General features: G+C 69.4%; 10 protein-coding genes. 1 reads left to right on the top strand and 9 read right to left on the bottom strand.

The genetic code is table 11. From position 1 onward, the window contains the following. Positions 1-113: 113 nt before the first annotated feature. The 8 genes from PSV23_RS15685 to radC all read right to left on the bottom strand — a co-directional run bounded on the left by PSV23_RS15685 (position 114) and on the right by radC (position 11,168). Positions 114-1,058, bottom strand: coding sequence for a DUF2493 domain-containing protein (locus tag PSV23_RS15685; RefSeq protein ID WP_300470832.1), 945 nt, complete (start codon positions 1,056-1,058; stop codon positions 114-116). A 376-nt stretch (positions 1,059-1,434) separates the two neighbouring features. Further along, positions 1,435-1,920 carry a GcrA family cell cycle regulator gene (locus PSV23_RS15680; RefSeq protein WP_300470830.1) on the bottom strand — a complete coding sequence of 162 codons (486 nt, stop codon included), beginning with the start codon at positions 1,918-1,920 and terminating at the stop codon, positions 1,435-1,437. A 134-nt stretch (positions 1,921-2,054) separates the two neighbouring features. Beyond that, positions 2,055-2,471, bottom strand: a complete 417-nt coding sequence (locus tag PSV23_RS15675) for a single-stranded DNA-binding protein (RefSeq protein WP_300470828.1) — start codon at positions 2,469-2,471, stop codon at positions 2,055-2,057. A 35-nt stretch (positions 2,472-2,506) separates the two neighbouring features. Further along, positions 2,507-2,872, bottom strand: coding sequence for a hypothetical protein (locus tag PSV23_RS15670; RefSeq protein ID WP_300470826.1), 366 nt, complete (start codon positions 2,870-2,872; stop codon positions 2,507-2,509). Positions 2,873-2,995: 123 nt separating this feature from the next. After that, positions 2,996-7,258, bottom strand: coding sequence for a strawberry notch-like NTP hydrolase domain-containing protein (locus tag PSV23_RS15665; protein WP_300470824.1), 4,263 nt, complete (start codon positions 7,256-7,258; stop codon positions 2,996-2,998). 165 nt (positions 7,259-7,423) lie between these two features. Beyond that, the gene (locus PSV23_RS15660; protein WP_300470822.1) at positions 7,424-9,514 is read right to left on the bottom strand and encodes a ParB N-terminal domain-containing protein; all 2,091 of its coding nucleotides are present in this window, start codon (positions 9,512-9,514) and stop codon (positions 7,424-7,426) included. Positions 9,515-9,574: 60 nt separating this feature from the next. After that, positions 9,575-10,471, bottom strand: a complete 897-nt coding sequence (locus PSV23_RS15655) for a toprim domain-containing protein (RefSeq protein ID WP_300470820.1) — start codon at positions 10,469-10,471, stop codon at positions 9,575-9,577. Between the two features lie 7 nt (positions 10,472-10,478). Next, positions 10,479-11,168, bottom strand: coding sequence for a DNA repair protein RadC (radC, locus tag PSV23_RS15650; protein WP_300470818.1), 690 nt, complete (start codon positions 11,166-11,168; stop codon positions 10,479-10,481). Between the two features lie 101 nt (positions 11,169-11,269). Between radC and PSV23_RS15645 the strand changes: the two genes are divergently transcribed. Further along, positions 11,270-11,677: a nuclease gene (locus PSV23_RS15645; RefSeq protein WP_300470816.1), complete on the top strand. Its 408-nt coding sequence runs from the start codon at positions 11,270-11,272 to the stop codon at positions 11,675-11,677. Positions 11,678-11,729: 52 nt separating this feature from the next. Here the strand turns inward: PSV23_RS15645 and PSV23_RS15640 are convergent, their stop codons facing one another. Further along, complete coding sequence (locus PSV23_RS15640; protein WP_300470813.1) at positions 11,730-12,662, bottom strand: hypothetical protein; 933 nt, start codon at positions 12,660-12,662, stop codon at positions 11,730-11,732. Positions 12,663-12,731 lie beyond the last annotated feature (69 nt).

Below are 12,731 nucleotides of genomic sequence, written 5' to 3'. Positions count from 1 at the left end.
CGAAAGGAATGCTCTGCCGGTGGGACTGCAACGTCCTTCCGACCGCGCCCGGATGACAAAGAAAAACCCGCCCGGCCGAAGCCGAACGGGTCGTTGAAGTCAGTCTCGATCTTTCAGGCGGCTCGCGCCTTGATCGATACATGCCGCAGCCCGGTCTCCGTCGCCTTCTGTCCGAAGTTCAGCGCTGGTCCGAACGGCCGCTGATCCGCCCGCGCCCGATCCACCGAATGGACCAGGGTCAGGCAGACCTCCGGCTCGAGGGCGATCAGCTCGTCGTTCGCCCGGAAGGGAGCCGCCTTGCCGTGCGTGTCGAAATCCGCTCGGGCGAGGATCAGGGTCACCCCCTTCTGCTGGGCCCATTTGATCGCCAGCTTCTCGGACCCCTTCGCTCCGGTCGTCGCCAGAGCCATGTCCGGCCACTCCTGTTTCGCCCAGTTGAGCGCGTCGAAGATCCGGCCAGCGTCTTCCGCGCTGTCGGCCGCCGGCGCGCCCCGGAAGGCGATCACCGGTCCGCCCGGATTGGCCTCTCCGGACCGCCGTTGCCTGATCGCCCTGATCGCCTGTTTCGCTTCCAGTTGGGCCGCCGTCAGATGCGTGCCCCGGCGGCTGCCGCGCCAGGCTGTCCAGACCTCCCCGGTCGCGACCGTCCAGGTCCCGGAGGCCGCATCCCGGATCAGTTCACAGGCCTGGGTCGCCGCATCGCCCGCCCGGGCCTTCGCTGTGGCTTCCTGGAGCTCGGTGTCTGCCGCCTCCGATCCATCGAAGTCGCGGTCGAGCGATCGCATCGTATCGCGCGCCCGGTCCGCGTCTCTCTCGATCCGGCCGGCCGCCGAGTGGAAGGCGCCGATCAGGGCCTCTCCCAGGATCGTCTGATAGTCCTCGAGCGCGGTGTCGGAGATCACATCCACCAGCTCGGTCATGAGCGCGCGCCCGAGCTGGACCAGGGCCTCCTCCGTCGGATGCGGGCGCGCCTCGTTCAGGGCGGCGGTCAGGTCGTCGAAGGCGGAGTCGGACTTCTGGAAAGCGGAGGCGATGAAGGGATGGCTGTAAAAGGTCATTGGAACATTCCTTTGAGAATGCCGTGCGCCCCATGCGCAACGACCCCGGTCTTGGCCATATCGGGGTCCCCGGCAGTCACCGGAGGAGGCCGCCGCTTGCGGCCTGCGAAGGGGAACGGCGCAGCCGTTGACTTCCGGGGTGATATGACAAGATCGGAGGGCGTTGTGTGGGGGCAAGTCGTCGTCGCCCTTCGCGACGACGACACAACTCGGCGCATCGCTTGCGCCGATACGGACGACGACGCAGCGCCTGCGTGTCCCGACGGCGGCGAGCCGCCGTCCTGTCCGGTCGATTGCGCCAGCTACAAAGAAGACGGCGGCCTCCAGGAGACCGCCGTCGATCATCACACGCACGTCGAACCAACGAAACCTGGCGTCACGCCAGACCGGCGAGGCTGAGCAGCGACAGAGCGCCGCCCGGCGGCGTCCGATAGCCCACCTCCGCATGTGCGACGCAAAAGGCGCCCCTGGCCACCGGCCGACCGCAGAGGGAGAAGCCTGCATCGGCGGGATCGCCGTAGGGCCACCGGCACTGGCCGCGCCTCACCGTCAGGATCGTCAGCCCACCGGTCAGCAGATCGGGCGCGCGTTCGGCCGGGACCGATGCGCCGCCGGCTGTCGCCCGCTCGACCGGCTTGGCCACAGGCCTTTCGACACGCGCCCGGGGCGCCACGGGTCCGGAGGCCGCAGGCGGTCTCCCCGGCCTTCCGGCCGACAGGCCGAGACGGTGAACCTTTCCCAGCACCGCACTGCGGCTGATCCCGTTCTGCAATTCGCGGGCGATCTGGTCGGCGGTCCGGCCCTCGAGCCAGAGCGTCTTGAGGCGACCAACCCGGTCGTCGGTCCAGGCGGATTTGGTCATGGCGGAACTCCGAAGCCGGCAGGCCCGATCGGCCCGCCCGCCTCCGCCCTTCCTCCCGCCTCCCGGCGCCATCCGCCTCACAGACAAACGGCCCGGGTCACAGTGACCCGGGCCGTTGTCCTGTTCGGATGTCGTCAGAACGGGATGTCGTCGTTGAGGTCGTAGCCGCCGGCCGGCTCCTGGACCTGCCGGTCGCCGGGCTCGGCCTCCCGGGCCGGATCACGTCGGTTCTTCAGCCGGAGGTCGCTGACGATCAGGCGCAGGTCGTAGTGTTCCACCCCGTCCTTACCGGTCCAGGTGTCGTTCTCGACATGGCCCTGAATCACGACCCGGCTCCCCTTTCGGGCGAACGGCGCGATGTATTTCTCGGTCGTCGCCTCGCCGAAGCAGAGACAGTTGAATCCGGTGGTGCGTTCGCCCGGCGTGCCGTCTGCCTTGCGGTAGCGGGTGGTCTCCAGGACGCGGAAGCTCGCGCGCTTGCGGCCGCTCCCCTGAGCCGAGAGGATGGAAGGATCGGCGGCCAGATAGCCTTCGATGACGAGGGATTGCATGATCAGTCTCCTGAGAAATGAGTGAGGTTGAAAGGTCAGGCTGCGGCGCGGGCGGCGCCTGCCGCCTCGCCGGAGGCGGCGTCGCGAGCCTCAGCCCAGTCGAGGATGGTCAGGCGGTTCACCACCAGCTCCTTGGCGGTGCGTTCCTGGCCGTCTCGGGTTGCATAGGCCGTGTCGATGAAGGCGCCGATGACGACGGCCTCGCAGCCCTGCGCCAGCCCGCGTGCGATGACCTTCTCGTTCAGGCCCTTGGACCAGCTGACGCAGTTGACGCCGACGAGCCGGTCCTTGCCGGCGTTGTCCACGCCGCGCTTCTCGAGCAGCCGGAACACCGCCTTGGCGAAGTCATCACTGATCTGGGGGTCGGCAGCCAATCGGCCGGTGAACACCATGGTTTGCATGTCAGTCTCCTGTTGATCCGAAGCACCGAGAGAGTTGATCTCCCTCATCCCGCTTCACCCGGGACCTCCCTTCCTCCCGTCTTCATCCTGGTCGGTGCGGGCCTTCGCCCCGCCCGGCCCGGTTCAGGCCGCCGCCCCGTCCAGGACGCTCAGCACGGGATGACGACGCAACACCGCCTCCAGCACCTCCGGCCGGTCCACCGGCACGAACACCCGTGGCGTGAAGGCGATGATCTCGACAAAGCAGCCGGTCGCGACGAGAGCGTCGCGGTCCGTCCGGCCGCCCACCACCTCGATCCGCCACCGGTCCATCACACGCGACCGCTTCAGCCAAAGACCACCCTCGAGCGACAACTGGACGCTGCCGTCGAGAAGGACGGCGGTGGTTCTGGCGCCGTCTGACCAGGCCTCGCCCACGTCGGTCAGCCCGAGGCTCGCCTTCAGGCTGCCGGCCTGGACCGCGTCCAGAACGCGACCGAGCCAGCGCCGCCCGTCGGGGGCGCGCACGCGCCTGACCGAACAGCCCCGGGCCGGCAGCCGGCCCCAGATAGGCAACAGCAGGCCGGTGGCCAGGGTCAGTTCGCGTGTGCGCCAAGGGTCGGTCCTCGCCACCTCCTCGTCCCAGATCCGTCGCCAGTCGGCGAGCATGGTGGGCTTCCAGGCGGACTCCTCGAACGTCTTTTCCGGCGCCGTCTGGCGTCCGTCGGGACGAACAAGGCGGACGGCGGCGACCAGGCGGTCGTCGTCGTTCGTGGTGGTCAGGCCCAACTCCGCGATCGCGGCCCGCCCGGACTTCGCGTTGACCACCAGCTGGTGGGCGACATCCTGAGCCCAAGCCAAGGCCTTCCCGGAGCCGAGGATGTCCCGCCGGACCTTGAGCGAGAAGGTCACCAGGGCGGTCTCGGCCCCGGTCGAGACATCGGTGCGGATCGTCTCCTGATCCGTGACCTCAAGCTCTTCGGCCTCGATGTCCTCCAGCCCCCGGTCCAGATCGCCGGACGCCGCCGCGCGCTCGAGGATGCCCGCCAGGATGCGGTCGAAGTCCTCGAACAGGGCATTCTGGTCGGCGATGCGCAGCGCCAGCAGCCGGTTCAGGAAGGTGTGAACCGGCGGCAGGTCGTCCGACGGCTTCAGCCCGCCGTCATTGTCGAGGAGCTTCAGGCCGGTTTTGGCCATGAAGGTCTCCAGGGTCATGGAGGCCAATTCCCCGAAACTGAGCGCTCCGTAGAAGACCAGCAGCGCCCGCCGCGCCCACGGGCTTTCCAGATTGTCCTCGGCGCGAAACAGCCCGGCCCCTGCCGTGCGTCGCTCGCCGCGCGTCAGCGCCCCGAGCGAGTCCAGCCGTCGCGCGATGGTCGAGGTGAAGCGCTTCTCGCCCTGGATGTCGGTGGCGACGGGCCGGAACAGGGGCGGACAGGCCTGGTGCGTGCGATGGCTGCGGCCGAGACCTTGGATGGCGGCGTCCGCCCGCCAGCCGGGTTCCACCAGATAGTGGACGCGGCGCTGACGGTTCTGCGCCGACAGGTCGGCGTGATAGCTCCGTCCGGTCCCCCCGGCGTCGGAGAAGACCAGCACCCGCTTCCTCCCCGACATGAAGGCGTCGGTCTCGGCGCGGGCGGCCGAGCCGCCCCGCCGTTCCACCACCCGCCGCCCGCCGCGCATCACCACGCGGCGTGACCGCCCGGTGATCTCGGCCACGGCGTCCGTGCCGAAGGCGTCGAGCAGGGCGTCGAGTACGCCGGGCACGGCCGGCAGACAGGCCATCCGTTCGATCAGGGCCTCGCGACGGGCGAGCGCCTCCTGGCTGGCGGCGGGCCGCCCCTCGTCCATGACCGGGACCATGGTGACATTGCCCTCCCCGTCCTCGACCGCCTCCATCAGATGGACCGGAAAGGCTTCGCGCAGATAGTCGAGGACGTATTCGCGGGGGGTCAGATCGACGGACAGATTGTTCCATTCCTCCGGCGGGATGGACGCCAGCCGCCGCTCCATCACCGCCTCATTGGTCGAGACGATCTGGACCACGGCCGAACGATCCTGAGCCATATCCTCACGGACCGCCGCGACCAGGCTGGGCGATTTCAGCCCCGCTAGCAGATGACCGAAGAAGCGCAGCTTGGCGCTCTCGAAGGCGGAATGGACGGCCGAGGCCGCCATGGCGCTCTTGGGCTTGCCGTCCTCATCATTCAGTCCGGTCGCCTTGAGCGCCTCGGCCAGATTGGCGTGGATCAGCTGGAAGGCGTCCGCCCAGGCGTCCCAGATGGCGATATCGTCGGGCGTCAGCGGATGGACGAGCGGTTCGTACTCCACGCCCTCGAACGACAGGCTGCGCGCCACATAGAGGCCGAGCGCCTTGAGTTCGCGCGCCACCAGCTCCATCGCCGCGACCCCGCCCCGGTCCATGGCTTCCAGGAAGTCGGCGCGGGACATGAAGGGCGCCTCCGGCCCGCCCCAAAGGCCGAGACGAGCGGCATAGGCCAGGTTCTCCGCGGTCGTGGCCCCGGTCGCCGAGACATAGAGCACCCGGGCATCGGGCAACCGATTCTGCAGCGCCAGCCCGGCCATGCCTTGCAACGAGGCCTTTCTGGTCCCGCGCGCGCCCTTGCCGCCGCCCGCGGCGTTGGCCATGGCGTGGGCTTCGTCGAAGGCGATGACGCCGTCGAAGTCTTCGCCCAGCCAGGCGATGATCTGGTCGAGGCGGGAGGCGCGATCGCCTCGCCCGGGCTGGCGCAGGGTGGCGTAGGTGGCGAACAGGATTCCCCGGTCGAGCCGGATCGCCTCGCCCTGCTTCCAGCTCGAGAGCGGAACGATGTCGTGAGCGCCGCCGCCGATGGCGCTCCAGTCGCGGCGCGCATCCTCCAGAAGGGCTTCGTTCCGCGACAGCCACAGCGCCCGCACTCGACCCTTGGCCATGTTGTCGGCGATGACGGCGGCGATCTGGCGGCCCTTGCCGCAGCCGGTGCCGTCGCCGAGGAAGAAGCCCCTTCGAAACTGGAGGGCGTCGTCTTGATCGTCACGGACGAGCACGACCTCATGAGGGGCTTCACCCGAGCGGAACCGACCCGGAAGAGGGGCACCGTGCGCCTCCCCGGCGTAGATCACGGTCTCGATCTGGGCGTCCGAGAGATGTCCCTCGCTCCGCAGGGCGGCCGGCAGGACGGGACGATAGGTCGGGGCGGGCGGCGGAACCGAGGCCATGGGGCCTGACTCCACCAGAGGCGATGGATGGGGCCGGGGATCGGGCAGAACGATCCTCGCCAGAGCGTGATCCTGATAGAGGCCCACGTCGCGACCCTCGCCACTCCAGGGTTTCAGGTCATAGGCCAGGGAGGTCGCGCCCGCGAGGAAGGCCAGCCGGCCCTTCGGCAGGGACAGCGCCCGTTCCCGGGGCGCGAGAAACGCGGTCGCGTCCAGGGCCAGACGCACACGCGGGCGCGCGGTGGCGCGCGGTGGCAAGACCGCCAGGATCCGGGCTGTCGCCTCCAGATCCTCGGGCTGATGGCAAATACCATCCCAAGGTGATGCGCCGGCTCGGTCCATGACCAGCAGGCCTGTCTCCACCGACGTTCCGTGCCTGGCGAAGGCGCGGGCGGGAAAGGCCACGGCCGCCACCATGGCGCCGTCGCGTTCCAAGGCCCGCCTCAGACCCGCATCGGCCAAGGCTGTAAGCGGCACGATCGCCGCCATCCGCCCGCCCTCAGCCAGAACCTTGAGCGCCGCTCCCAGATGCGCCGCCAGGTCGGAGAAGGGCGGATTGACGAGCACCCCATCAAACGCTCCCGCGGTGGGCAGGAGATCGGCCAGATGGCGGCCGTCGTGGCGGGTCCTCGGAGCCTCGGGGAAGAGCCCGTCGAGCAGGGCGGCGCGTCCGGCCGCCCTCTCGTTCAGACTGACGATGGCTCCGCAGGCCTCGGCGACAACGGCCAGCAGGCCAGTGCCGGCCGACGGCTCCAGCACCCGATCGCCGGGCCGGATCTGGCCGGCCAGGACCGCCATGGCCGCAAGCTGCGGCGGCGTCGAGAACTGGTCCAGCGCGACCTGTTCCTCGCTCCTCCGGCTGTGCGTCAGGCCAAGGGCGGACACCGCGGCGAGAAGAGCGGCGATCCCGGCGGGCGCGTCCTCGAGGCGGGCGACCTGGGGACCGAGGCGGCGGATCTGGAGCACGGTCGCCGCCTCGATGGCGTCATAGGCGTCTCGCCACCCCCAGACGCCCTCTGCATCCGAACCCCCGAAGGCGGTGGTCATCACCCCGGACACCAAGCGGCGGTCCAGAGGGCGCGAGCGCGCCAGATGGAGCGCAAGGGTCCGGGCCGCGGCCAGGATGTTGGCGGGCGCGTCTGTCGTCGCAGGATCGGCGAACAGGGGAAGGCTGCGGGGTGCAGACATGTTGAGGCTCCGGTCGCCTGGAGCGGAGGGCGCCTCCCTCTCGGTCCTCCAGGCTCGCCTGACCCGCCCCTCCCTCCACCCTCCGCCTTGCACCGCCTGGAGCACGCCTGCAGACAAACACCGCCCCGGCGATCGCCGGGGCGGTGCGTGGCCTTGAGCAAAAGGTCAGGCGGCGCTGGACGCCAAGGCCGCTTCGCCCGCCGGGGTGATGACGAAGGCGCCCGTCCCATCCTCGCTATCGCCGGCCTCGTCCCTTTCGACGCCGCTCCCGGCCGGGCCGTCCTCGGGGTCGATATCCGGCGCGGCGGCGGCGTCGTCAGACCCGATCGGCGCCGCCCACGACAGGCCTGGCGGCGCCCAGTTAAGGCTGGCGGCCTGTTCAGCGACCCAGTCGATCAGTTCGGTCTTGCGCAGCGTCTTCGCCCGTTCGTCCTGTGCCCCCATGGCCTCCAGCATCCCTGTCAGCAGACCCTTGGAGTGGGACTGCAGGAAGGGGGCGTCCGGGGTCCAGTGTTGGGTGATGTCCGCTTGGCAGAGCGCCGCCAGTTCGGCCGCCTCAGCCCGGGCGTGCCAGCGGATCAAAGTGGTCCGTTCCTCGCGAACGTCGAGGCTGATGGCGGTGAGCTCCGCCAACATCGCCATCTTCTCGCCGTGCGGCAGGGCATGGACCCAGGCGATGACGGTTTCGCCCGACGCTTCCCAAGCCAGGCGGCGGTCGTCCAGGCGCCGGCGCACCTCTCCGTCCAGGGGTTCGATGACCCGGCCATTGGCGGGGTCGAAGGCGCTGGCCGTCAGGGCCAGGGCCGAGTCCGAACGGGCGATATGAGCGTGCCGCACGAGGACGGTGAAGAGACGCGCGATCAGGGCAGTGAGCGCCGCGCCGGGATCGTCGGCCAGCGCGCGGATCAGCCCCCGGGTCGCCACATCGGTCCTCACGGCATGCAGGGCGTGGTTGACGCCTTCGGTGTCCGGCTCCGGGGTTTCGACCTCGGGCGGCGTGTATGCCGCCGGCAACACGGGTCGACAGGTCGTTTCGGTCTCGTCGTCCTCGTCACCCTCATCCCGTTCGGCCTCCTCGGGCGTGTAGCAGCGCACGTCGACGCCCGTTCCTCCCGCAGGCCACATGATCATCGTCGTGACCACCCGGTCGCCGCAACCAGTCTGATCGGACGCGATCCTCGCGTGGATCATGTCGACGATCGCCAGATCGGCGACGTCGGATCGATCGGCCTCCGCCAAGGCGATGCGGACGGATTCGGCCCGATCGTTGAACACTTCGCGCTGCGCGCGATAGCGCGACATCGCCTCAGCCGGAAGAGAGCCCCCGTAGACGTAGCCGAGGGCCTCCAGGTCGTCCGGCAGTTCGGGTTCCGGTCCCGCGGTGACGTGGACCGCGATCCCTTCGGCCTCGAACACGGCTGCGATCCCGCGCACACGGCGGGTCCAGACCTCAGTCAGGATGTCCGGGTCGAGCAGGACCGGCGGGAGTTCGCCGAACAGGTCGGTCTCGGTGCGACCGCCCGCGTCGGCGTAGGCTTGCGGATCGACGAGGGCACACCGTCGATCACGCGTCGTGACCCGGCTGTCATCGAGGCGTTCATTGACCCGCCACTCCTGGAAACCCTGTCCGTCCAGCGCGCTCTGGGCGATGGCCTCCTGTTCCTCAAGGTCGGGCAGGCGCGCGAGAAGCCGGGTCTGGCGCAGGGTGATCCGGCCGGCCTTCAGAGCGACCAGAGCGGCGGGCGCGACCCCGGAAAGCGCGGCCAGCCGTCTGATCTCGATTTCGGCATAGCCGAGGGCCCGGGACATGGCGCTCACCGTCAGGCGGGACTTCAGCATCCGGCCGATGGCGGCGATGATATCCGCGACATGGACGGGAACGGCGGTGTTGGTCAGCAGGACCGCCGCCGCCTGGCGCGCCGGATCGGTCTCAACATAGGCCCGGACCGGATAGTCCTCGTCGATGTCGCCGGCCTCCCGCAGGAGCGCGAGGGCGAGCCGGCGCCGACGGCCGTCAAGCGCCATCCAGGCCTGTTCCTTCTTGCCGCGGCCCGGCCGGACGGTGACGGGCTGGAGCTGGCCGGCCGCCTTGAGCGTGGCGGCCAGGGCGGGGATGTCGTCGTCCGGCGGATCGGCCCAGCGCAGATTCTCGCGCGCGACGCCAAGATCGCCCAGCCTGACGATCCGCTCGTCAGGGGTGAAAATGATGGCCGGAAAAGCCGCCGCCGGCGGGGTAGCGGGAACACGATCGGTCATGAGGTCTCTCCTGCCGGGCGATGGGGCCCACCCCCGCCGCTCCGGCACCCCCGAGCGCCCTCACTCCCTCCTTTCCCGTCCGATCCCGACGGCGGCCTCGTTCCAGTCTCCGAAAGGAGGGTCGGGTCGGGACACACGGACCTCCAGACCGTCGCGCATCAGGCGTCGGAACAGGCGCGCCGCCGCCGTTTCACCGACCGCGCCCCGATCCGCCGCAATCAGGACGCGGCGCACCAGGGACGGAGGCCGCCAGGCGGCGAGATTGTTGGCGGCCATCAGGGCCCAACCCGCGAGACCGAACCGGTCCATGGCGGACAGGGTGGTGATCACGCCCTCGCCCACCAGCATCTCCTCGGCGGCGGGCGACAGCCGAACGGCCGCGCCGGGCGGAACCCGCCCCACCGTCTTGCGGGCGAGCCGCAGGCCGCGGGCAGGCCGCCCGTTGGGATCGAGATAGGTCACCTCGACGGCCGTCAGACGGTCGTCGGCGTCGCTGATCCGCGAGATAAGAGCCGGCCGGGTCTGTCCTCCCTGCCGGTAGACCGAAACCGGCGCCGCCGGGTGAAGGCCCAGATTGAGAGCGGCGCCTCCGCCGATAACGGCGCGGCGCCGCAGATACAGACCCGCCGGGTCGCTGTGTGTCAGGCCGACCGTCGCGCCCCACAGCCGGCGGGCCGTCTCGACACGGACGCGGCGGTCCGGCCTCGGCGACGACAGCCCGCCGTGCTCGCCGCCCATGAGCCGGCCGGCGTCGTCGATGAAGCCCCGCGCCCGAAGATCGTCGCGGGCGGTCCGCCAGTCGATGCCGCCGAATCCATGGATGATGACCCGTCCCTCAGTCAGCCACAGCGAGAGGGATCGGTCGTGGACGCTGTGGCCAGGTGCGGGAAGACTCGCCCGAAAGCCTCCGCTGTAAAGATCACCGCCCAGGGCGGCGACGATGGCGTGCAGGGTCATGGCCGTCTCAGATCAGACCGAGGGCTTTGAAGCTCGCGGTGCCCTGCCGGCCGACGACGAGATGGTCGTGAACCTGCAAACCGAAGACCCGCGCGGCCTCGACGATCTTGCGGGTCATCTCGATATCGGCCTGGGACGGCGTCGGATCTCCGGACGGATGATTGTGCACGAGGATGAGGGCGGAGGCCGAGACCTCGAGGGCGCGCCGGATGACTTCCCGCGGATAGACCGGGGCGTGGTCGACCGTCCCGTCGGCTATGAACTCGTCCTGAAGCAGGGTGTTGCGGCGATCGAGATAGAGGGCGCGGAACTGCTCTCTCGGCTGATGCGCCAGCGCCGCCCGGACGTAGGCTTGAAGAGCGCTCCAAGAGGCGATGGCGGGCCGACGACAGGCATCGATGCGCGCGAGCCGGACGGCCAGTTCGCGCAGGATTTTCAGGTCGGCCACGACGGCGGGCGCGGCGTCTCCGGCCCGGGCCAGTTCGCCGATATCGGCAGCCACGACCGCGCCGAGGCTGCCGAATCGGGCGAGCAACGCTCCGGCCAGACGACCCGGATCGGCGTGGGACCGTTTCAGCATCAGACCGAGCAAAGCCAGATCGTCCATAGCTTCGCAGGCGAGCGTCAGGTTCGGACGAACGTTGCGGGACGCCTCACGACGCCTGTCAGCGGGGACCGGGGTTGAGGTCTGGATCATGGCGGTGTCCTCTGCCGCTCCACCACGGAGCGCCCGCCGCCGACCTTCCTTTCCCCTCCGGCAGGGTTGTCGTCGCCACGCCGCGACGTCAGGCTGGCCTCATGAAATGGCTTCTGATCCCCGCCGCCCTTCTGCTGTTTCCAGCGACCGCCAGGGCCGACCCGTGCGAGGGCCGATTGCCGGATCGCGCCGGCCAGACCTTTTCCGGCGTCGTCCGCTACATCGGCGACGGCGACAGCCTCTGCATCGGGCAGAACCGTGATCCGGCGACCTGGATCGAGGTCCGGCTCTCGGACTTCGATGCGCCTGAACTGCAGAGCCAGACCGGCCGGGCCGCCCGTGACCGGCTGTCGACACTCGCGCGGGGACGGACCTTGAACTGCGTCGCGGTCCGGCGCCGAAACGGCCGGGTCATCGTCTATGACCGGGTGATCGCCGCCTGCCGCCTCAACGGCCAGGGTGTGGGCGATCTGCTTCGCGCGGCCGGCGGGCGGGAAGGCGGCAACTAGCAATCAGCCCTCGTGGGGCCTCCGACAGAGCCGCCTTCCAGAGCCGCCTCTGTCAGCCCGTTCCTGCCTCCCAGACCTTGTTCAGAACTTCGGCGGCGAGCGCCGCCTTGTCCTGCGGCAGGAACCGACCGTAATGATCGGCGACCGTGGCCGCCGTGTCTTGAATCGCGTAGCTCGCCTGTTCGTAAGAGCCTGTCTGTTTGAGAATGTGGGTGGCCAGAACATCGCGGACGCTGTGCGGGCCATGCGGCAGCAGCCCGGCGATCGCGCCCCGTCCCGTGTACGGGTTGTGGATGCCGTAGCGCTGGATCGTCAGCCTCCAGGCTTCATAGAAGGCCTGCTGGCTGTAGGCCGCGTCCCGGCTCTTGGTCTTGACCGTCTTGATGAAGAAGACGCCCGGGTCGGTTGCGCCGGCGAGGAGACGCGCCCTGTGTCGGTCGAGGTAGTCGTCGATCCACCGATAAAGGTCGCCCAGATCAGGCAACAGCAGCCGGAAAGGCCGCTTGGCGAAATAAGCCGAGTGCGCATTTTTGAAAGCCGCGCAGGGGATGAAAACCTCCCAGCCGCCGTAACGGTCGCTCCACCGCAGTTCACCCCGTTTCAGGCGTTCCAGTTCCCGCTCGCTGGTGTGGGTCTGTCCCCGAAGCCGCACGAGCAGCTGGCGCAGGTTCTTCTGCCGGAGGCCGAGGTGAAGACCGAGACGGATCATCAGAAAGGCCCGGACGCTTTCCGCCGCCGCGCGGGGGTGACGACCGGCGTTCGGCATTCGCAGGAGAACCTCTCTGCTGATCTTGAGGTATTCGCCGACCGGGCTCGCCGCTTCCAGAACCGGGAGCAGGGGTTCGAACGGGTCGCGGTGGACGCGAGCGACCCGCTGGATTTCCTTGGCGCGCGCGAGGGCATGACGATGCAATCGCTCGCAGGCGCCATCCCAGTCGTCCCGCATCTGCCGGACGTCGTCTTCGGAAATCAGCCCCTCGACCACCTCAAGGTCGGCCGCTAGAGCGGGATCACTTTAGACGGAAGCATATCCGGCATTGATGATGTAGTTCCT

Source organism: Brevundimonas sp., assembly GCF_029946145.1.
Classification (GTDB): Bacteria; Pseudomonadota; Alphaproteobacteria; order Caulobacterales; family Caulobacteraceae; genus Brevundimonas.
Note: the sequence above shows the minus strand (reverse complement) of the source record. Positions and strands in the feature narration are given on the sequence as shown.